Origin of the sequence: Streptomyces cyaneochromogenes (assembly GCF_003963535.1) — a bacterium.
Classification (GTDB): domain Bacteria; phylum Actinomycetota; class Actinomycetes; order Streptomycetales; family Streptomycetaceae; genus Streptomyces; species Streptomyces shaanxiensis.
The window spans coordinates 3,663,292-3,683,200 of the sequence record NZ_CP034539.1 but is presented as its reverse complement, the minus strand read 5'-3'; the positions used below and the strand labels follow the sequence as shown (position 1 = coordinate 3,683,200).

18 protein-coding genes are annotated in these 19,909 nt (G+C 72.2%); 6 read left to right on the top strand and 12 right to left on the bottom strand.

Annotation, left to right across the window (positions count from 1 at the left end; translation table 11 throughout):
- Positions 1–93: 93 nt before the first annotated feature.
- The 3 genes from EJ357_RS16425 to EJ357_RS16410 all read left to right on the top strand — a co-directional run bounded on the left by EJ357_RS16425 (position 94) and on the right by EJ357_RS16410 (position 5,537).
- Positions 94–1,650 (top strand): vWA domain-containing protein, encoded by a 1,557-nt coding sequence (locus tag EJ357_RS16425; protein WP_175647822.1) that lies wholly within the window; start codon positions 94–96, stop codon positions 1,648–1,650.
- A gap of 535 nt (positions 1,651–2,185) precedes the next feature.
- Complete coding sequence (locus tag EJ357_RS16415) at positions 2,186–4,126, top strand: AMP-dependent synthetase/ligase (protein WP_126392340.1); 1,941 nt, start codon at positions 2,186–2,188, stop codon at positions 4,124–4,126.
- Positions 4,127–4,283: 157 nt separating this feature from the next.
- Positions 4,284–5,537: a glycoside hydrolase family 26 protein gene (locus EJ357_RS16410; RefSeq protein ID WP_126392339.1), complete on the top strand. Its 1,254-nt coding sequence runs from the start codon at positions 4,284–4,286 to the stop codon at positions 5,535–5,537.
- Here EJ357_RS16410 and EJ357_RS16405 read toward each other — a convergent pair.
- The 8 genes from EJ357_RS16405 to EJ357_RS16370 form a co-directional block, all read right to left on the bottom strand.
- On the bottom strand, positions 5,528–6,640 hold the full coding sequence (locus EJ357_RS16405; protein ID WP_126392338.1) for a GNAT family N-acetyltransferase: 1,113 nt from the start codon (positions 6,638–6,640) through the stop codon (positions 5,528–5,530). The two genes, EJ357_RS16410 and EJ357_RS16405, sit on opposite strands and share 10 nt — an antisense overlap.
- Positions 6,637–7,293, bottom strand: a complete 657-nt coding sequence (locus tag EJ357_RS16400; protein ID WP_126392337.1) for a YveK family protein — start codon at positions 7,291–7,293, stop codon at positions 6,637–6,639. Before EJ357_RS16400 ends, EJ357_RS16405 begins: the two co-directional genes overlap by 4 nt.
- Positions 7,290–8,432 carry a glycosyltransferase gene (locus tag EJ357_RS16395; protein ID WP_126392336.1) on the bottom strand — a complete coding sequence of 381 codons (1,143 nt, stop codon included), beginning with the start codon at positions 8,430–8,432 and terminating at the stop codon, positions 7,290–7,292. Before EJ357_RS16395 ends, EJ357_RS16400 begins: the two co-directional genes overlap by 4 nt.
- The gene (locus tag EJ357_RS16390; RefSeq protein ID WP_126392335.1) at positions 8,429–9,220 is read right to left on the bottom strand and encodes a polysaccharide deacetylase family protein; all 792 of its coding nucleotides are present in this window, start codon (positions 9,218–9,220) and stop codon (positions 8,429–8,431) included. The genes EJ357_RS16395 and EJ357_RS16390 overlap by 4 nt, the downstream gene beginning before the upstream one ends.
- Positions 9,210–11,129, bottom strand: coding sequence for a murein biosynthesis integral membrane protein MurJ (murJ, locus tag EJ357_RS16385; RefSeq protein ID WP_126399544.1), 1,920 nt, complete (start codon positions 11,127–11,129; stop codon positions 9,210–9,212). Before murJ ends, EJ357_RS16390 begins: the two co-directional genes overlap by 11 nt.
- Before the next feature lie 137 nt (positions 11,130–11,266).
- On the bottom strand, positions 11,267–12,703 hold the full coding sequence (locus EJ357_RS16380) for an O-antigen ligase family protein (RefSeq protein ID WP_126392334.1): 1,437 nt from the start codon (positions 12,701–12,703) through the stop codon (positions 11,267–11,269).
- Between the two features lie 6 nt (positions 12,704–12,709).
- Positions 12,710–14,173 (bottom strand): sugar transferase, encoded by a 1,464-nt coding sequence (locus tag EJ357_RS16375; RefSeq protein ID WP_126392333.1) that lies wholly within the window; start codon positions 14,171–14,173, stop codon positions 12,710–12,712.
- Positions 14,174–14,193: 20 nt separating this feature from the next.
- Positions 14,194–15,309 carry a glycosyltransferase gene (locus EJ357_RS16370; RefSeq protein ID WP_126392332.1) on the bottom strand — a complete coding sequence of 372 codons (1,116 nt, stop codon included), beginning with the start codon at positions 15,307–15,309 and terminating at the stop codon, positions 14,194–14,196.
- Positions 15,310–15,792: 483 nt separating this feature from the next.
- On the opposite strand from EJ357_RS16370, the gene EJ357_RS16365 reads away from it, so the two are divergent.
- Positions 15,793–16,098 carry a hypothetical protein gene (locus tag EJ357_RS16365; RefSeq protein WP_126399541.1) on the top strand — a complete coding sequence of 102 codons (306 nt, stop codon included), beginning with the start codon at positions 15,793–15,795 and terminating at the stop codon, positions 16,096–16,098.
- A gap of 355 nt (positions 16,099–16,453) precedes the next feature.
- On the opposite strand, the gene EJ357_RS16360 is transcribed toward EJ357_RS16365, so the two are convergent.
- The 4 genes from EJ357_RS16360 to EJ357_RS16345 all read right to left on the bottom strand — a co-directional run bounded on the left by EJ357_RS16360 (position 16,454) and on the right by EJ357_RS16345 (position 18,261).
- Entirely contained in the window at positions 16,454–16,774 is a 321-nt protein-coding gene (locus EJ357_RS16360) for a hypothetical protein (protein WP_126392331.1), read from the bottom strand.
- A 61-nt stretch (positions 16,775–16,835) separates the two neighbouring features.
- Entirely contained in the window at positions 16,836–17,156 is a 321-nt protein-coding gene (locus EJ357_RS16355) for a hypothetical protein (RefSeq protein WP_126392330.1), read from the bottom strand.
- A gap of 63 nt (positions 17,157–17,219) precedes the next feature.
- Positions 17,220–17,555: a hypothetical protein gene (locus EJ357_RS16350; RefSeq protein ID WP_126392329.1), complete on the bottom strand. Its 336-nt coding sequence runs from the start codon at positions 17,553–17,555 to the stop codon at positions 17,220–17,222.
- Between the two features lie 298 nt (positions 17,556–17,853).
- Positions 17,854–18,261: a hypothetical protein gene (locus EJ357_RS16345; RefSeq protein ID WP_228473075.1), complete on the bottom strand. Its 408-nt coding sequence runs from the start codon at positions 18,259–18,261 to the stop codon at positions 17,854–17,856.
- Positions 18,262–18,509: 248 nt separating this feature from the next.
- Between EJ357_RS16345 and EJ357_RS16340 the strand changes: the two genes are divergently transcribed.
- Together EJ357_RS16340 and EJ357_RS16335 are read left to right on the top strand one after the other, a co-directional pair.
- Entirely contained in the window at positions 18,510–19,229 is a 720-nt protein-coding gene (locus EJ357_RS16340) for a glycoside hydrolase family 16 protein (protein ID WP_126392328.1), read from the top strand.
- The gene (locus EJ357_RS16335; protein ID WP_126399536.1) at positions 19,226–19,858 is read left to right on the top strand and encodes a vitamin K epoxide reductase family protein; all 633 of its coding nucleotides are present in this window, start codon (positions 19,226–19,228) and stop codon (positions 19,856–19,858) included. Before EJ357_RS16340 ends, EJ357_RS16335 begins: the two co-directional genes overlap by 4 nt.
- Positions 19,859–19,909: the final 51 nt, after the last annotated feature.

Genomic DNA, 19,909 nt, shown 5'->3' with positions numbered 1-19,909 from the left:
GACTCATCCGCAACGCTCCGTAGCGCACGTTCCGGCCCCCTGGCCCGTCACAGTCACAGAAGTCGACGTCAACGGACCGAGGGGGCACGGATGATGGAGCGGTACCGAGCACAACGAATACGAGGCCTCCTGGCACTCGGCGCGGCGGCGGGCCTGCTGCTCACCGGCTGCGGCGCGGGCGACAGCGGGGACTCCTCGGCGGACAACAACGGCTACGCCAGCGGCTTCCCGGCCCCCGACCACACGCACAGCACCGGCGGAACGGGCGAACAGAAGAACAACGACGGCAACGACGACTCGGAGTCCCGCGACTTCGAGGCAGCCCCCGACTACCTCTCCACCTTCGCCCTGGACGTCGACACCGCCTCCTACGGCTACGCCCGCCGGGCCCTCGCCGACGGCCGGCTGCCCGACCCGTCGACGGTCCGCCCCGAGGAGTTCGTCAACAGCTTCCGCCAGGACTACGACCGCCCCGACGGCAACGGCTTCACGGTCACCGTCGACGGCGCCCGCACCGACCGCGAGGACTGGTCCCTGGTCCGCGTGGGCCTGGCCACGCGCCCGGCTGCCGATGCCGACGAACGCCCGCCCGCCGCCCTCACCTTCGTCATCGACATCTCCGGCTCGATGGCCGAACCCGGCCGCCTGGACCTCGCCAAGGACTCCTTGGGCGTCATGACGGACCAACTCCGCGACGACGACTCGGTCGCGATCGTCACCTTCAGCGACGAGGCGGAGACGGTCCTGCCGATGACCCGCCTGGACGACAACCGCGGCGACATCCACGACGCGATCGACAGCCTGGAGCCCACGGACTCCACCAACCTGGGCGCAGGCGTGGAGACGGGCTACGAAACAGCGGTGGAAGGCCTCCGGGAGGGCGCCACGAACCGCGTCGTCCTCGTCTCCGACGCCCTGGCCAACACCGGCGACACCGACGCGGACACCATCCTCGAACGCATCGCCTCCGAGCGCCGCGAACACGGCATCACCCTCTTCGGCGTGGGCGTCGGCAGCGACTACGGCGACGCCCTGATGGAACGCCTGGCGGACAAGGGCGACGGCCACACGACCTACGTCTCGTCCGAAGACGAGGCCCGCGAGGTCTTCTGCGAGGAGCTCCCGAAGAACATCGACCTCACGGCGCGCGACGCCAAGGCCCAGGTCGCCTTCGACGAAACGACGGTCTCCGAGTTCCGCCTCATCGGCTACGACAACCGGCAGGTCGCCGACGACGACTTCCGTGACGACAGCGTCGACGGCGGCGAGGTCGGGCCCGGCCACACGGTGACGGCCCTCTACGCCGTCCGCACCCGCCCCGGTACGGAGGGACACCTCGCCACGGCGACCGTCCGCTGGCTCGACCCCAACTCCCGTGCCCCGCACGAGGAGTCGGGCCGCCTGGAGACCGGCTCCCTCGACTCCTCTGTCTGGAGCGCGAGCCCTCGCTTCCAGGTCACGGCCACGGCCGCCTACTTCGCCGACGCCCTCCGCCTCGGCGACGACCGCTGGACGGCCCTGCCGGGCGGGTCCCATCTCTCCGAACTCGCCTCCCGCGCCGACAGGTTGGCGACCACCACGGAGGACGAGGAGGTACGCCACCTGGCCGACGCGATCCACCGCGCGACCGACCTCACGGGCCAGGACTGACCGGCACACCAGACCTTTCCCTCGCCCCCGCCGCCCCTACCCGTCCCGTCCCTGGGGGCTGCCGCCCCCAGACCCCCGCTTCGGCCCCGAAAGGGCCTCGTCCTCAAACGCCGGACGGGCTGAATTGCCTGGGCCGGCATCGAGAGGTGGTCGCGTACCCCCACGGACGGGCAGTCGCCCGCGGCGGGAGGCCGATACGGCCGTGATGGGCGTACCCCCGCGGCGCCGCGGCCGCGTACGGCGGGAAGGGGACGTGCCGGGGGGTGTCCGCCCGCAGTGGCCGGCGTCAACACGCGGCACCTCCCGGCCTAAGTCCAACCGCCGGTCCGAGGACGGACACCCCCCTGCACGGCCCCGACCCACAACCCACCCGCAGGCGCTACGCGAACCCCCACCCCACCCGCACAGGCGCCGCAGGCATCCGCACCCCCACCGCCGGAGGCACCCGCACCCAACCCCCACCAGACCCATTGACCTTCCGCTACGCGCGAGTAAGTTGACCCCCCGGTAAGTCCACCTGGCACCGGGAGCCGACATGGGCGTACGCAAGGACCTGAAGCGGGCGAAGCAGCGCACCGACCTGATGGCGCGCACCAGGGTCGAGATAGCGAAGGACGACCACGGAGTGGTCCGCGAGGCCCGCACCCCACCCCTCGCCCAACACCCCACCACCGACACCACCGCCGACCTCCCCTACACCAACGCCTCCGAGGCCCCCGACACCGTGGTCCTCCGCCGCAAGCGGGGCACCACCTGGCACCCCGTCACCGCGACCGGTTTCGCCCGCGAAGTCACCGCCGTGGCCAAGGGATTGATCGCCGCAGGACTCGAACCCGGCGGCCGGGTCGCCGTGATGTCCCGTACCCGCTACGAGTGGACGGTCCTGGACTTCGCCATATGGGCCGCGGGCGGCCAGACCGTGCCCATATACGCCACCTCCTCCGCCGACCAGGTGGAGTGGATCGTCCGCGACTCGGGCGCCCACTACGTCATAACCGAGACGGAGGAGAACACCGAGACGGTGACGACAGCCACGGCAGGCCACCAACAGCCCCCGCGCATATGGCAGTTGGACGCGCCGCAGACGGCCGATGCACTCGCCGCTGTCGCCGCCCTCACCACCCTCGGCCGGCACCTCCCCGACGACGAAGTCACCAAGCGCCGCGCGGCCCTCACCCCCGACACCATCGCCACCGTCTGCTACACCTCCGGCACGACCGGCCGGCCGAAGGGCTGCGTCCTCACCCACGGCAACCTCCACGCCGAGGCCGCCAACACGGTCCAGCTGCTCCACCCGATTTTCAAGGAGGTCACCGGCCAGGACGCCTCCACCCTCCTCTTCCTCCCGCTCGCCCACATCCTCGGCCGCACCCTCCAGATCGCCTGCCTGATGGCCCGCATCGAGATCGGCCACTGCCCCAGCATCAAGCCCGACGAACTCCGCCCGGCCTTCAGGGAGTTCCGCCCGACCTTCCTTGTCGGCGTCCCCTACCTCTTCGAGAAGATCCACGACACCGGCCGCGCGACGGCGGAGAAGATCGGCCGAGGCGCCTCCTTCGACCGCGCCGACCGCATCGGCGTCCGCTTCGGCGAGGCGTATCTGAACAAGTTCCTGGACGAGGGCAAGGGCCCCGGCCCCGGCCTCTACGCTGCCTGGGCCCTGTACGACCTGCTGGTCTACCGCCGTATCCGCAAGGAGCTCGGCGGCCGCATGCGCTACGCCATCAGCGGCGGCTCCCCGCTGGACCGCAACCTCAACCTGTTCTTCTACGCCGCCGGAATCATCGTCTACGAGGGCTACGGCCTCACGGAGACGACGGCCGCCGCCACCATCGTCCCGCCCCTCAAACCCCGCCCGGGCACGGTCGGCCAACCCGTCCCCGGCACCGCCGTCCGAATCGCCGAGGACGGCGAGGTGCTCATCAAGGGGGGCATCGTCTTCGGCTCGTACTGGAACAACCCGGCCGCCACGGACGCCGTGCTCCACGGCGACTGGTTCGCCACCGGCGACCTCGGCTCCCTCGACGAGGACGGCTACCTCACCATCACCGGCCGCAAGAAGGACATCCTCGTCACCTCCGGCGGCAAGAACGTCTCCCCGGCCGTGCTGGAGGACCGTCTGCGCAGCCGTTCGCCCATAGGCCAGTGCATGGTCGTCGGCGACAACCGCCCCTTCGTCGGCGCCCTGATCACACTCGACCCCGAGGCGGTGGCCCACTGGCTCGCCGTACGCAAACTGCCCGCCGACACCCCGCCGGCCGAGGTGATCGGGGACCCCCGGATGCGCGCCGCCGTCCAAAAGGCCGTCGACTACGCCAACGAGGCCGTCTCCCGGGCCGAGTCGATCCGTGCGTTCGCCCTGGTCGAGGGCGAGTTCAACGAGGACAACGGCATGCTCACGCCGTCCCTGAAGGTCAAGCGGCACGCGGTGGCGGCGGCGTACGCGGACGAGATCGAGGCGCTGTACGGCAAGTGAGGCAGGTTCGCGACCGACGGACCGTCTGCGACCGACGGACCGTTCGCGGTCACTCTTGCGGGCGATCCATGCCGGGTCGCCGTACTCGATTGGTGTATTAAGCGCATATATGACCCTGTATCACTGAGTGGGAGGGAGCTGCCCCGAAGGAGGACGCATGGACCCCGAACACCGCCGGTCCAGCCTCAGGCGCCACGGGCGCCTGAGGCGACTGGCGTTCGTCACCGCCGGAGTGTTCGCGGCGGCGGCCCTGGTCCCGGGCCCGGCCGTCGCGGACGACACCGCGTCTCCCACGCCCCCGGGCGCCACGCACTCCTCGCCGGGAGCGGCCGCGCGCGGCCCCGCGTTCGGGGCGTACCTCCACTACGGGCCCGTCGGCCTGGAGCGCATGAAGCAGCTCAGCCGCTGGCTCGGCGGGCACGAACTGCGCGTGGGGCACACCTATCTGCCGGGCGACGTCTGGCACAACATCGAGGGCGCGCCCGGCTTCCTCGACAGCTGGGCCAAGTGGCGGCGGGCCAAGGCCGACCGGCTGCTCGTGCTCAACGTGCCGATGATGGACCGCAACGAGGAGAACGTCCCCGACGACGACGTCAGGGAGCTGCTGCGGCGTGGCGCGTCCGGCGAGTTCGACGACCACTTCGAGGCGCTGGCCGAGCGGCTGGTCGACCTGGACGTGCCGGACACCGTCATCGTGCTCGGCTGGGAGATGAACGGCGTCACCTACTCCCACCGCTGCGGCCCCGATCCGGAGAGCTGGAAGCGGTACTGGCAGCGCATCGTCACCGTCATGCGCTCGGTCCCCGGGCAGAAGTTCAGGTTCGACTTCGCCCCGAGCCGGGGCATGGACGCGATTCCCTGGCCGGAGTGCTACCCGGGCGACGAGTTCGTCGACATCCTCGGCATGGACGCCTACGACCAGCCCGGCGGGCTCAGCTTCGACGGGCAGGTGTCCGAGCCCTACGGCCTGCAGCACCACGTGGACTTCGCGCGCCGGCACCGCAAGCCGATCTCGTATCCGGAATGGGGCCTGTTCCGCAACGGCGACAACATCACGTACATGCTGCGCATGCTCGCCTGGATGGACGAGCACAAGCCGCTGTACAACACCATCACCGACTACTGCCCGCACGGCGTCTGGCTGTGCTCCGACAACCCCCGGGCCGCCGCCTTGTACCGCGCGCTGCTGTCCCGCCCCCACCTGCCGCAGCCGGAACCGGGGCCGTCGGTCACCGCCCCGACGGTTCCCGCCGGGACGAAGCCGAGTCCGAAGCCGACACCGATGCCGGCCGAGTCGCCGACGGCCATGCCCTCCGAGCTGCCCCGCTGCACACCGCTGGACCTCGCGAACGAGCACGAGATCGGCGGCAGGCGCACCGCCTGCCTCCAGTGGGCGGAGCGCTACCGGTGACCGGCGGGACCGGGGTCCCCGCGCAGGACCTTCTTGGCCCGGCGACGCGCGGCCGCCTCGCCTGCCGCGAGGGCCAGCAGCGGGAGGGTGCGGCGCCGGGCCAGCAGGAAGCGCTGGTTGGTGACGGTCTCGGGGTGCCAGCGGTACTTGTACGGTTCGGCGCCGCGCAACAGGCTCAGCACCCGCGGCCCGTCGTCGGACGTGGCGTGCTCGGTGGAGGCGTGCAGCAGCATCGCCGCCACGTCCACTCCGCGCTCCCGCAACCGCGGGTGGAAGCCGTACAGATACGTGCCCGCCATCTGTCCTGACAGCAGGTTCAGATTGACGGCCACCACCGTGCCGTCGAGCAGGAACTCCATCACCGCGGCCTGACCGGACCGGGCCATGGGAGACACCGACCGGACCAGGTGATCCAGGAACCGCGGCCGCGCGTGCTCCGGCGTCATGGGTCGGCCCTGCCACTGCAGCCGGTGCAGTTCGAGGAGCCGGCGCATGGCCGCCTCGGTCTCGTCGTGGTGTACGACACGCCACTGGACGCCGAGCCGAACGATCCGCTTCACCTTGTTGCGGACCCGCTGGGCGTGCCGCGACGACAGCCGCCCGACCAGCTCGTCCACCGGCACGGCGGGCAACTCCAGGCACACGGAGTCACGCAGCCGGTGACGCGGGCCACGCCAGCAGAGGAAGACCCGCTCCATCGCACCGCCCGGCCGCACCTCACCGAAGTCGACCAGGGCGCTGCGGGCCATGTCGGCCAGTGCGTCCGCCAGCGCCCAGGCGCCCTGTGCGGCCGCCGTACCGTCGACGAGGACATCGCAGAAGTCGGTGATGGCACCGCCGAGCGGCACCAGCGCCGGCAGCGGGCGGTGTGCGCGCATCAGCGGCGCCGCCGCCACCAGTTCACCGCTCCTGCGCACCAGGACCAGCCGCAGCCTGCCCGGCCTGCCGTACGACAGCCACCACGAGTGCAGCCAGGCATGGCTCTGGAACGGCGTCGCCGACGGGCACGCCCGGTGCAGGCGGTCCCACTCCCCGGCCAGGCCCGCGAAGGCGCGCTCGTCGGTGCACACCTCCACCGACAGCGCGCGGCCGGGCGCGGTCATCCAAGCGTCCCGTGGGCGTCCGCCGCGTTGGCCGGGCCCGGCACCGACGCCCGCGCCTGGTCGTCGTCGCCCTCGGTCCGGCGCGGCCGGGCCAGCAGCGCGAGGCCGCTCAGCAGGCCGCCGGCGCTCGCGCCCACGAGCGCGGTCAGCACCGGGGACGCGGACGACGGCTCGCTGGGCTTCAGGGCACGGGCGAGGCGCTCGAGCCGGATACCGGTCGCGTCCTTGGTGTGGTTCGCCTGGGTGACCAGCGCGTAGGACACGGCGTTGGCGATGTCGACGGCCTGGCCCGGGCGCGACGCGGTCGCCGACACCGCGACCATCGGCGCGTCCGGCGAGGTCGCCACCCGCACGCTCTCGCGCAGCGTCGCGACCGGCACGCCCGCCCACACCTGCGCGTCCCCGAGCACCGCGAGCTGCGCGGCCACCCGGCCGTACGCCTGCGCGAAGCCGAGCGCGTCGGCGTAGTCGGCGTCGGTCCGGCCGGTGGGCACGGCGACGACGGAACTCGTCGCCGTGTACTCCGGCGGCCTCAACTGGCCGTAGGCGCCCCCGGCCACGGCACCGAGCAGCGCGCCGACCGGCAGCCACCACCACGAGGGCCGCCGCTTCGCACGAGCGCGGCCGGTACGCGGAGCGGGGTTGTCCGTCATGAGGAACTCACTTCCGAGGTCGAGCCGGACAGAGCGGCCGTGTACAGGTCCATCAGTTGCCGGGCGCTGCTCGCGATGTCGTAGCGGTGCACGACGTCCGGGACGGTCCGCTCGCCCGGACCCGCCGCCCGCAGCCGCAGCAGCTCGCGCGCGTACGCCCCGGCGCCGCCCGTGATACGCCGGGCACCGGGCACCGCGTCCGGCGGCTGGTCCTCCACCGCGGGGCAGCTCGCGTACAGCACGGGCAGCCCCGCGGCCAGCGCCTCCACGACGGCGAGCCCGAAGGACTCCTCCGGCGACGGCGAGGCGAGCACGTCCATCGCGGACAGCAGGGCGACCAGGTCGGGTTCCTTGTCACCGGGTTCGGGCAGATACGGCCGCTCGCCGGTCAGCACCACCCGGTCCGCGACCCCGAGCATCTGGGCGGTGCGCCGCAGCACCGCCTCCTCGGGGCCGCCGCCGACCAGCAACAGCCATACGTTGATGGGCAGCAGGGCCAGCGCCTGCACGAGCAGGTCGAAGCGCTTGCCCGGGGTGAGGCGCCCCACGCCGCCGACGACGAACGCGTTCTCCGGCAGCCCGTGGAACGCCCGGGCCTGCTTGCGGCGCGCCTCGTCGTACCGGAACCGGGGCGCGTCGATGCCGTTCGGGATGACCCGGATGCGCTGCCCGGGCACGCCCCAGGTCCGCAGCCGTTCGGCCACCGTCGGCGAGACGGCCACCGTGGCGAGGCCGAGGCGCTCGCCGGCCAGGTACAGCGCGCGCACGCCCGCGGTCAGCGGACGGCCCTCCAGCCGGGAACCGCCGATCGAGTGCTCGGTGGCCACGACGGTCCTGACTCCCGCGAGCCGCGCGGCGATACGGCCGTACAGGCAGGCGCGGTAAAGGTGGGTGTGTACGAGGTCGTAGCCGCCGGCGCGGATCAGCTCGGCCAGGCGGGGGACCGCTCGGAGGTCACGGTTGCCGCGCATCCCGAGGTGGGTGACGTTGACGCCGTCGGCGGTCAGTCCGGCGGCGACCTGGCCGGGGTTGGTCAGCGCCACCACGTCGCACTCGGCGGTCAAGTGGCGCAGCAGCAGCCGTAGTTGCTGCTCCGCTCCGCCGGCGCCGAGGCCGGTGATGATGTGGAGGGCTTTCACACCGCCTCCAGGGCACGACCGTGGACCCGGGCCAGACGGTGCTTGAGCTCCAGCCGCACCGACGTGTCCGCCTGCCCGATGTGGATGCGGGGCAGCGCGAAGTCGCCGCAGCCGGCCGGACCGGCGGTGATCGAGCAGGCGTAGCGGTAGCCGGCCCGGCGCACGGCGTCGGCGGCACGCTCGTCGAGGTGGCCGTACGGATAGCAGAAGCCTTCGACGTCGTCGTCGATGACGGCGGCGAGCCGGTGGCGGCTGTCGGTGACCTCGTTGTGCAGCACGTCGTCGGTGGCCTTGGTCAGGTCGACGTGGGTCAGGCCGTGCGAGGCGACCTCCATCCCCGCGGCCACGGCACGGCGGATGCCGTCCACGTCGAGCAGCGGCTTGCGTGGGCCGATCGGCTCCCAGGCGTTCTCGCCGCCGATCAGCCCCGCCAGCACGAACACGGTCGCCGTGAAACCCCGGCGGCGCAGCATGGGCAGGGCGGTGGTGACGAAGTCCGTGTACCCGTCGTCGAAGGTGAGCCCCACCAGGCCGCGCTCGGTGCCCCGGGCGCGCGCCGCGAGCAGCTCACGGACGCTCACCCCGCGCAGGCCGCGGCCGGCCATCCAGGCGAGCTGCCGTTCGAGGCGGGCGGGTGTGACGGTGACGTTGTAGGGGTCGTCGGGGCAGTCCGAGACGGAGTGGTACATGGCCACCCAGGCGGCGGGACCCCGTTTCGGGCGTCCCTCCACGGTTGGTTCGGGAAGGGGTTCGGCCGTGCGCGGAACGGTGGAGGTGTCAGCGACCATGGCGCAGCTTTCGTGTGACGGGGCGGTGGACGGAGCGGTGGACGGAGTGCGTGACGGGAGCCAGGAGGGACCGGGCGCCCGCCGCGTCGAGGACCAGGGCCAGGAGGAGGAACACGGCGGCCACGCAGGCGCAGCCGACGGCGACGGACAGCGCCGGCGAGGTGAAGAGCCCCGCACCGGCCAGCCCGGCCCCGGTGGCGCACCCGGCCGCGCACACCGGTCGGGCCAGCGCGGCGACGACCCGGCGGACGCGTACGGGCACGGTGCGCGGACCCAGACCGTGCAGCAGGAGCAGTGCCGTGACGGTGATGCCGGCCGCGTTGGCGGCGGCGATGCCGCGGGCGCCCCAGGGCTGAACGGCCCAGGCGCTGAGGGCGACCGTGGTGAACGCGCCCACGACCATCGCGCCCAGCGGGTACCAGGTGGTCCGGGCGGCCGAGAAGTACGACATGACGAGCGCCCCCACCAGCGTGTGCCCGAGCAGCCCGGCCGCGTAGACCCGCATGACGGCGGCGGTCGTCGCGGTGTCCTGCGCCGTGAACGCACCGCGCTGGAAGAGCAGTTGGACGATCTGCGGCGCGCACGCCACGACCACGGCGGCGCCGAACAGAACCAGGCAGGCCGTCAGCACCAGGTCCCGCTCGACCCGGTCCCTGGCCCGCCGCGTATCACCCTCGGCGATGGCCCGCGCCACCACCGGGAAGGTCACGACACACACCATCAGCGCCAGCGACATCGGCAACTGGGCGATCTTCTGGGCGTAGTTGAGATGCGAGATGGCCCCGGCGGGCAGCCCGGAGGCGAAGTACCGCTCGATGAGAACCTGCGACTGCCGGCACAGGGCGAAGAGCAGCACGGCACAGACGAGCCCGAGCGCCAGCCGCCGTTCGGGGGGCGGGAGTTGAGCGGCGGGTGCTGGTGGAGGGCCGTTGCGTTCGTGGTGCGTCGTCGCGGTTGCGGGCGGGTGGGGCTGTCCGGTGGTCGGGAGTTGAGCCCCGGGCCTTGGCCGTCGGTCACTGTTGCCGTCGTGCGTCGCCGCGTTCGCGGGCGGGCGGGGTTGCCCGGCGTCCGGCAGTTCCGCCCCGGGCCTTGGCCGTCGGTCACTGTTGCCGTCGTGCGTCGCCGTATCCACGGACAGGCCGGGCTGCCCGGCGGCCAACACCCCCGCCGGAGGTGCAGGCAGCCTGCCACCGCCCCCGTCGTACACCCCCGCGCCCACGGACCGGCCGTGCTGCCGCCCGGTGATCCGCCGCCACAGGGGCGGTGCCAGGAGGGTGGCCATGAGGAACCCGCCCAGAGCGACGCCGAGAGCCGCGGACCGTACGCCCCAGTGCTCGGTCAGCGCGAACATCGTGGTGATGATCGCGGCGTTGTACGCGATGTAGATCGCGCCCGGGGCGAGATAGCTGCCGTGGGCCCGCAGCGCCGCACCGCAGTAGCCGGCCAGCCCGAAACTCAGCACGCAGGTCGCGGTCAGCCGGGTGCAGGACACCGCCAGAGCCGGGTCGGGCAGGCCGGGCGCCAGGACGCAGACCAGCAGCGGCGCCCCGGCCGCGAGCACGGCGGCCGTGCCGGCGAGGGCGAGGCACAGCCGCGGCAGCGTGGCGGCGACCAGGGCGTGCACGGGGTCGGGGCCGCCGACCCCGCGCGCCCGCCGCGCCAGCGCCACACTGAACGCGGGCACGAGCACGAACGCCATCCCGTCCTCGATCAGCAGCGTCGACGCCATCTCGGGCACCGTCCAGGCCACCAGGAAGGCGTCCGTGTCGGCACCGGCACCGAAGAGGTGCGCGAGCGTCTGATCCCGCCCGAGCCCGAGGAGCGCCCCGGCCATGGACAGCGCGGCGGAGAGCAAGGTCGCCCGCGCGAGGAAGCGCCGGGAGGACTCGACGACGGGCCGGCCGTCCATGTCGGCGCGTCGCCCGGCGGCGACCAGGCGGTGCGCGCCGCCCGCGTACTCGGGGCGGAAGCCCTCGACCACGGGCCTGCCGCCCACACCGCCCGGACGCTGCTCCGGGGCGTCACCGGCCGCCGCCGACCAGGGCCTCATCGTCGGCCCGATTCCGCGGCCGGGGCCGTCACCTCGTCGGCCGCCGGGGCCGCCGTAGCCCCGCCCGCGGCCGGTGCCGTGGGCTCGTCGCCTGCCAGCGCCCACCAGGCGGCGAGCCCGAAGCAGACGGCCGTAAGGACGGTGGAGGGCCCGCCGATATCGGCGTACAGGAAGTTCACGAGCTGCCACAGCAGCAGCCCGCAGGCCGCGAGCGCGCAGTCCCGGGCGCGTCCGCCCCGTCCGCCCTGGCCACACCGTCCGCCCCGCCGCAGCCGGCGCACCGCGCACACCAGCAGCGCCAGCCAGCCGCCCGCCACCGTGAGCAGCCCCAGCAGCCCCTGCTCGCTGAGGAGCAGCAGGTACATGTTGTGCGGCGAGAGGAGGGGCTGACGTCGGAAGGCCTGGCCGGCCCCCTCCGTGTCGCTGCCCGACGACAGCGCGAGCGAGGCGTGCCCGTCCCGGTGTGCCGGGAAGGCCTTCAGCCCCACGCCCGTCACCGGGTTCTCGCGCCACATGCCGGCCGCCGCCGCCCACAGGGCGTACCGGTCGACGACCGACTGGTCCGGCGCGTCGGCGACCTGGGTGATGCTGGTCAGCCGCTCCTGCACCGCCGCCGCGCCCACCCCGAACCCGCCGACCAGCACGACGCAGGCCGCTACCGCCGCCGCGAACACCTTCGCTGCCCGCCGCACCCCGGCCACCAGCAACTGCGCCCCGCAGACCACCGCCGTGGCGATCCAGGCACCCCGGCTGAAGGACAGCGCGAGCGGCACGAGCAGCGCCAGCGCACATCCGGCCGCCACGGCTCTCCCCCACCCTTCGGGCGGGGGGACCCCCAGCCGCCGCCCCCGCGCCCCGAGGGCGAGACCGGTCGCGGCCACGATCCCGTACGAGACGACGTTCGCCATCCCCATCACGTCGGACGGCCCGAACGTGCCCACCGCCCGGATGCCGGCCCCTTGATACAGGGCCCCGGTCCCGGTGAGGTTCTGGTGCACCCCGATCGCCCCCTGCCACACCGCGAGGCCGACCAGGGACCACAGCACCACCCGGGCGCCCCGCCGGTCGCGCACCAGCAGCATCACCGCGACCGGGACGAGCACGAACAGCTGCAGATGGCGGGCCAGTCCGGTGATCGCGTCGCCGCCGGTCGCCGCCCCCGCCGCGGCCACCGCGATGCCCACCACGGGCAGAGCGCACACGACCGCCGCCGTCCGTGTCAGCGGCCGCCGTGCCCGCCGCGCGGTGTGCACGACGGCCCACAGCACGACCAGCCCCGATGCTGCGTCCGCGGGTGTGACGCGGCTGTCCGGTGCGACCGGCAGCCCCAGCAGGACGACGACCCCCACCACCGGCAGTACGGACAGGACGCAGGGGGCCTGGCGCTGTGCCGACAGCGCGGGCGGGGGAGCGGTGGCCGAGGGAGTGCTCACCGGTGCTCAGCTCCCCGTCGGCCGTACGAACTGTGCCGCCGTACGCAGCAGGATGCAGACGTCCTGCCACAGCGACCAGGTGTCGATGTAGGCGTTGTCGTAGCGGCACCGGTCCTCGATGGAGGTGTCGCCGCGCAGCCCGTGGACCTGGGCGAGGCCGGTGATCCCGGTCCGCATCCGGTGACGCGCCGGGTAGCCCGGGTGGGCCTGGCTGAACTTGGCGACGTAGTACGGCCGTTCCGGCCGGGGCCCGACCAGGCTCATGTCACCGCGGAAGACGTTCCACAGCTGCAGCAGCTCGTCCAGCGAGGTGCGGCGCAGGAAGTGGCAGAGCCGGCTCATGTCCTGGTCGTTCGCCACGCTCCACCGGGTCTCCGCCTCGTGCGCGCTGGCGGGCCGGTGCGTGCGCAGCTTCAGCATCGTGAACGGCCGCCCGTCCTTCCCGATCCGCTCCTGCCGGAACACCACGCCCGGCCCCTCCATGACCCGCAGCGCGAGCGCGCAGACCAGCAGCACCGGGGCGGTCAGCATCAGCAGCGAGCCGGAGAGCGCCACGTCGAGCACCCGCTTGCCCACGCTGCCGCGCCACCGTCCGCCCGCCGGGGCCAGCGGCCTGCGCGAGAAGCCGGCCAGCAGCCCCGCCCGCGCACGGCGCCCCCCGAGGCCGTACGACGGCGTGTCCGCCCCCAACTCCCACAGCACACAGCCGTACGAGGCGAGCCCGCGCAGCACGGCGGCCTTCTCCACCCGGGTGGCGGCCCCCACGACGAGCACCGTCTCCACACCGTTCTGGATGAGCGCCCGGCGCGCGTCCTGACCCGTGGTGAGCACCGGCAGCCCGGGCTCGTCGTCACAGTCGCCGAGGACCTCCAGGCCGTCGGCGACGATCCCCACGGGACGGACTCCGCAGTCCGGGTGACGCAGCAGCGCGCCCGCGACGCCCCGCGCCGCCGCGAGCGGACCGACCACCAGGGCGGGACAGGGCCGGCGCCGCAGCACCCCGCGCCGGTACCCGTGCACCGCCGCCCGGCCCGCGCAGGCCGCCCAGCAGTGCACGGCGACGGCGGCGGCCAGCACGGTCATCGGCAGCGACCGCAACGGGGAGAGCACCACGACCGCCGACCAGCCGACGGCGATACGGGCGCAGACGGCCGGGATCTCGTCCAGGACACCAGGGACGACGGAGGTGTCGTACAGCCAGGCCCGGCGGTTCAGGACCAGCACACCGAGAGCCAGCAGGGCGAAGACCAGCGGGTACCTGTGCGGCGCGGGCACGACCAGGACGGCCGGCAGGGCGGCGGTGCCGTCGACGAGCCACAGCAGCACCCGCGCTGCCCGCCGCGGACGACGGGCGGTGCGCCCGGACGGCCGGCGTCCGGCGGCGAGGGGGCCCGGGAAGGGAACGGAGAGAGCGCCTTGAGGCATCCGCTGCGGCCCCGCGGGCGAGGCGACGGTACTTTCCGCGGTCATGTAGTGATGCACTTCCTGCTCTAGTGGGGTACGACCGGCGCGGGAACGACGCCGAGCAACTCGCGATACAGGTCGGTGACCGCGTCCGTGGCATGCCGCAGGTCGTGGGCGAGAAGCACATGCGCACGGCCCTGTGCGCCCAGCGCCGCGCGCAGCGGCTCGTCCCGCAGCAGCGCCGTGAGCGCACGGGCCAGCGCGCCGGGATCCTCCGGCGGCACCACGCAGGACGGCTGACCGGAGGGCGGCAGGCTCTCGCGCGCTCCGTCCACGTCCGTGACGACGACCGGCCGGGCGCACGCCATGGCCTCCAGCGGGGCGAGCGCCATGCCCTCCCAGCGGGACGGCAGGACCACGACGTCGGCGGCCCGGTACCAGGGCGCGGCGTCGGACGCGGGACCGGCGAACTCCACCGACGCGGGCGCATCGCGACGCAGCCGCTCCGCGTCCGGACCGTCGCCGACCAGCACCAGCCGGGCACCGGCCACCTGCCGCACCACCTCGGGCCAGGCCCGCAGCAGCACGTCCTGCCCCTTCTGGCGGCACAGCCGGCCCACGCACACCACGAGCGGACCCGTCCCCGACCGCGCGCTGTCCCCCTCCGGCCGGAACCTGCCGGTGTCGACCCCGTTGGGGATCACCCGCCAGGAGGCGGCGATGCCGCTTCGCTCCCCGGTACGCCGCTCGGCCTCGCTCACGCACACCACACGCGCCGCCCACCGCGCCCCGAACCGCTCCCAGCCCAGCGCCAGCCGCGCGACGACACCGTCCGCGGCCTCGAACGACCAGGCGTGCGGCTGGAAGACGGTCGGCAGCCGGCCGCGTACGGCGAGCCGGGCCGCGAGCCCCGCCTTCGCGCTGTGCGCGTGCACCAGGTCCGGCCGTACGTCACGCACCAACCGCGCCAACCGCCGTACCTCGCCCGGGAGTCGGGGCCCCGGCGCGCGGGTCGCGGCCCAGGGCAGCACCGTGCAGTCCGGCACGCGCAGGGAGTCCGTCAGCATGCCGCCCTGCGGACAGGCCACCGTCACCCGCAGCCCCGCGGCGGCCTGCGCGGCCACCAGGTCGGTCACGACCCGCGCGACACCGGCCTCGACGGGCTGCGCGACATGCAGGACGTGCGGCGCGGAAATACGCATGACCGAGGCCGCCCTTCCGAAGAAAAGAGTCCGAACCAGCAACACGATGTGTGGCTCGCGTTCCCGATGTAAGATCCCGCGCCTGTTCGACAGGCTCTGCGAGGCAACCGGCCTGTAAGTTCATGGGATGAGCGGCACCAGACACTTATCCATATTTAACGGCCAGGCCGCCGACCGTGTCGGAACGGCGTCGCTTTCCGAGTTGTTTCCCGTGCGATGCCACCCATTCGGAGCCGCCGTGCGGTGTGGTTCCGGACGGCCACCCGATCGGCCGGGGGCTGGTCCGTTCGGGGCGGAAGCGTTCGCCGGTCCTCACGGGTCTTTTCGTATGAGTTCCTGGAAGTTGGCCGCTGAGGGTTTCCAGACCGGCCCCCTCTCGTTAGCCCAGGAGAACCGAGACCGACTCACTCACGGCGCCTGCGGAATCAAATCCCTTTCGCCGTACGCGAGTTACAGAAGTCGAGTCCCCAGGAAAGGAACATGATGAAGAACCTGAAGGCTGCCGCGGTCGTCGCCGGCTCCCTCGCCGTTGCCGGTGTCGCCGGGCCCGCCGCCGCGGTGGACATGCCCGCCACCGGCCTCGTCGACAACGGGAAGTCGGTCGCCCGCAGCCTCCCCTCGGCCGCCAAGGTGCCTACGGGCTACGTGGGCAACAACGTCAGGCGCACGACGGACGGTGTCAAGCAGGGCGTGAACAAGTCGGGCGTGGTGAAGACCCCTATCATCGGCGGCACGCTGCCGAACCCCGCCGACGGTCAGCTGCTCGGTGGACTTCCGATCAACAGGTAGGCGATCCAAGCAGGCGACTCGTTCCTCGACTTCGTCGCCCATCGGCTCGACGTTCAGGGTCGGCTCCGCACTTCGCGGAGTCGGCCCTTCGGCTTTTTCGGGGCGGCGGTAGTTCAATCGCCCCGGTGGTGCGCCGCATTGGGCCAAATGAATGAGGCAGGGTGACCATAGGTGTTTCGGAGTCGTTGGTCCAGGTGAATCGGCGCTCATTCCTCCTTGTCGGCGCTCTCCGTGGGCCCGGTCCGCACTCCCATGCGGACCGGGCCCATGTTTCTTTGGCGCGGAGATCTCCGTACACAAAGGCCGATGGCGGCCCACCGGATTTCCGGCGGACCGCCATCGGGCGAACGACTGCTCAGAACAGGAGGCCGCCGACGTACGAGCCGGGCTGCTGCTGGTTCACCGTGCCCGTGTTGCAGGAGGCGTAGTGCGAGTTCGTCGCGACGACGCCGCCGAGGACGGATCCGTTGGACCACGGCGCGGCGCAGCGGGCGTCGAGGACGGCCCCGTTGACCACGGCGATCCCCTGCTGCGGTTCGTTCACGACGACCGGGGCCGACGAGAAGCCGCTGCCGCCCTTGACGGTGGTGGTGTCGCTGTCGGCGGCGGCGGTGCCGCCGGCCGCCAGGACGATGCCGGCGGCGAGGGCGGAAATGGCCGTAACCTTGTTACGCATGAGCTGAGCCTTTCCGGGCTGCGTTGGGGGTTGACCTGCTCCGAATTGCTCGGACCAGGAGTCAGAAGAGGAGGCCGCCCTTGTAGTGGCCGGTCTGCTGCTGGTCGACCGTGCCCGTGTTGCAGGAGGCGTAGTGCGAGTTCGTCGCGACGACGCCGCCGAGGACGGATCCGTTGGACCACGGAGCGAGGCAGCGACCGTCGACCAGGGTGCCGTTGGCGATGAGAATGCCTTGCTGGGGCTCGTTGACGACGACCGGGGCCGACGAGAAATCCTTACCACCGTGGACGGTGGTGATGTCGCCGTCGGCGGCTGCGGTACCGCCGGCCGCCAGGACGATACCCGCGGCGAGAGCGGAAACGGCCGTAACCTTGTTACGCATGAGTTGCCCCTTTCCGGGCTGCGTTGGGGGGATTCACCTGCTGCGAATCGCTCGGAGCAGAGGTCAGAAGAGGAGGCCGCCCTTGTAGCTGCCGGGCTGCTGCTGGTTGACCGTGCCCGTGTTGCAGGAGGCGTAGTGCGAGTTCGTCGCGAGGACGCCGCCGAGAACGGACCCGTTGGACCACGGAGCGATGCAGCGCCCGTCGACCAAAGTGCCGTTGACGACGAGAACGCCTTGCTGGGGCGCGTTCACGACGACGGGGGCCGAGGAGAAGCCTTCACCGCCCTTGACCGTGGTGGTCTTGCCATTGCCGTCGTATTCACCGGCAGAGGCAAGGCCGGCGCCGGCGACGACAGTGCTGAGGGCGAGGGCCGTGATGACCGCGAACTTCTTGGGCAACTTGGTTCCTTCCTGAATTCACGGTTGCGCACGCTTACGAAAAGGAAACCCGTATATGCACGCATAAGTCACGGCGGGAACAATCAAACGTGGACAGATTCCTTCGGATGGCGCAATGCGGCCTGCCGGTTGCTGTGTCCGGCTTAACTGGATTCCCGCAGTGGAACGGATGCCGACATGCCTCCGGCCCACCGGCAGAGTGCGGGCCGGTGGGCCGGAGTGATGGTGCGCGGGTTGCCGAGAACCGGATCAGAGTCTCAGAATTCCGGGGCCAGGGACTCGTACGGTTGCCGGGTCGTCACTTGGGAAGGAGGGAGCCGAAGCCGGCGGCGGTCGGCGCCTTCAGCGGACGGACCTGGACGGAGCCGCTGCCCGCCGGGTTCTTCACCGGAATCGTGGGCCGCTTGGCGGTATCCGGGTCCATTCCGTCCAGGTAAACGCCGGACATTCCACCGGCGTTCTTGCTCTTCTTGTCGAACGCGCTTCCCTTCGCGATCCCACCGTCGCGGGCCAGCCGCGTCACCGTGTCGGCGGCCGGCACGATAGCCGGGCTCACCTTGGACGGGGACATGAGACCGAGCGGGCCGGCCGTGATGCCCGATTCACCCGTGGAAGACCCTGCGGCGGCCGCCGCCGTGGCGGCGCCGCCGCCCACAAGACCCGCACCGATGGCCAACGCCGCAGTGGTGAAAATTGCCTTCTTCATGATTCACCTCGCTTGAAAGTACCTCTGATCCGACGGTTGGAGAACATAGCAGTCCACGGCCCCTGTAAAAGCGACTCGTTGCTCCATACGCGTGAAAAACGCAGGGGTGAAGAATGGAATGCACAGAGGCATTCGGAGGTATTTGCATCTGGTCGGCGGATCGCCTGATCGTATGGTTCTTCCGGCTCGATTCGATCGTCTGCGCGAGGTGAATCAGGAAATGCGGAGGGTGACCTACCCTCGCCGCCATGACCATCGACACCGCCACGTTCGCGCCGATCTGGTCGGAGGAGTTCGACGCCCCGATCGAATGGGGCGCCACCTGGGTCGGCGACCGGACCAGCGCCTACCGCTACTGCGATCACAACCCGGACGACGACAAACTCGACTGGCTCGACCCCGGCTGTGTGACCGTCTCGGACGGCGTGGCCACCTTCACCGCGACACCCGCCGACCGCACCCTGGAGAACGGGTTGCGGGCCTGGCGCACCGGGCTGCTCACCACCGAGTACTCCGCCGAGGGCTTCCGGGTGCGGACCGGGGACCATGTCGAGACCCGCGTCGAACTACCCTCGGGGACCGGCGCCTGGCCGGCGCTGTGGACGTGGCGGGACGGCGGGAACGAGGTCGACTCCTTCGAGTACCACCCGGACAACCCGGCCCTGCTGGAACTGTCCAACCATGCCAACCGCGCGTCGACGTCGACGTACTGGAGCGACGCCGACGCGATCGCCCAGGACCGGTGGGTGACCGTCGGCACCACCTACGGCGCGGGCTCCGTCGACTGGTACGTCAACGGCGAGTGCGTCTTCTCCGACGGCACCGGCGTCGGCTCCGACTGGTCGGCGTACTTGGTCCTGAACCTGTCGCTGAGCGCCGGACGGTGGCACCCGGCCCCGTGCGACCCGGCGCCGATCACCTTCGCCGTCGACTACCTCCGCGTCTACCGCGAGGCCGCACGGTGGTGACCCCGCCCCCGCCCCCGACCCCGCCCCCGACCCCGGCCCCGGACGCCCGACGGACCACGGGCGGCGGCCGCGCGTTCGCCCTGCTGCTGGTGCTCACCGGGGCCGCCGGACTACTGGCCTCCTGGATCATCACCCTCGACAAATTCAAGCTGCTGGAGGACCCGGACTTCACCCCGGGCTGCAGCCTGAACCCGGTGCTGTCCTGCGGCAGCGTGATGGAGAGCGACCAGGCCGAGGCCTTCGGGTTCCCCAACCCCATGCTGGGCCTGGTGACCTACGCCGTCGTGATCGGCGTCGGCGTGAGCCTGCTGGCCGGGGCCGCCTTCCCGCGCTGGTACTGGCTCACCTTCGAGGCCGGCTGCCTCTTCGGGATCGGGTTCGTCTCCTGGCTGCAGTACGAGTCGCTGTACGAGATCAACGCCCTGTGCCTGTGGTGCTGCCTGGCCTGGCTCGCGACGATCGTGCTGTTCTGGTACCTGACGTCGTTCCTCGTGGGAGCCGGCCTCCTGCCCGCGCCGGGCCCGGCGCGGACCCTCTTCGCGGAGTTCACCTGGGTGCTGGTGGTCCTGCACATCGGCGTCGTCGGGATGCTGATCCTGACCCGCTGGTGGGACTTCTGGACGAGCTGACCACTGCACCGTATGGGCGCTTCAGTGGTGACCGTGGGGCGCCCCGGACGG

Coding starts and splice junctions, on each gene's coding strand:
- EJ357_RS16425 (WP_175647822.1), top strand. CDS start 94: ATGGAGCGGTACCGAGCACAACGAATACGAGGCCTCCTGGCACTCGGC.
- EJ357_RS16415 (WP_126392340.1), top strand. CDS start 2,186: ATGGGCGTACGCAAGGACCTGAAGCGGGCGAAGCAGCGCACCGACCTG.
- EJ357_RS16410 (WP_126392339.1), top strand. CDS start 4,284: ATGGACCCCGAACACCGCCGGTCCAGCCTCAGGCGCCACGGGCGCCTG.
- EJ357_RS16405 (WP_126392338.1), bottom strand. CDS start 6,640: ATGACCGCGCCCGGCCGCGCGCTGTCGGTGGAGGTGTGCACCGACGAG.
- EJ357_RS16400 (WP_126392337.1), bottom strand. CDS start 7,293: ATGACGGACAACCCCGCTCCGCGTACCGGCCGCGCTCGTGCGAAGCGG.
- EJ357_RS16390 (WP_126392335.1), bottom strand. CDS start 9,220: ATGGTCGCTGACACCTCCACCGTTCCGCGCACGGCCGAACCCCTTCCC.
- murJ (WP_126399544.1), bottom strand. CDS start 11,129: ATGGACGGCCGGCCCGTCGTCGAGTCCTCCCGGCGCTTCCTCGCGCGG.
- EJ357_RS16375 (WP_126392333.1), bottom strand. CDS start 14,173: ATGACCGCGGAAAGTACCGTCGCCTCGCCCGCGGGGCCGCAGCGGATG.
- EJ357_RS16370 (WP_126392332.1), bottom strand. CDS start 15,309: ATGCGTATTTCCGCGCCGCACGTCCTGCATGTCGCGCAGCCCGTCGAG.
- EJ357_RS16365 (WP_126399541.1), top strand. CDS start 15,793: ATGAAGAACCTGAAGGCTGCCGCGGTCGTCGCCGGCTCCCTCGCCGTT.
- EJ357_RS16360 (WP_126392331.1), bottom strand. CDS start 16,774: ATGCGTAACAAGGTTACGGCCATTTCCGCCCTCGCCGCCGGCATCGTC.
- EJ357_RS16355 (WP_126392330.1), bottom strand. CDS start 17,156: ATGCGTAACAAGGTTACGGCCGTTTCCGCTCTCGCCGCGGGTATCGTC.
- EJ357_RS16345 (WP_228473075.1), bottom strand. CDS start 18,261: ATGAAGAAGGCAATTTTCACCACTGCGGCGTTGGCCATCGGTGCGGGT.
- EJ357_RS16340 (WP_126392328.1), top strand. CDS start 18,510: ATGACCATCGACACCGCCACGTTCGCGCCGATCTGGTCGGAGGAGTTC.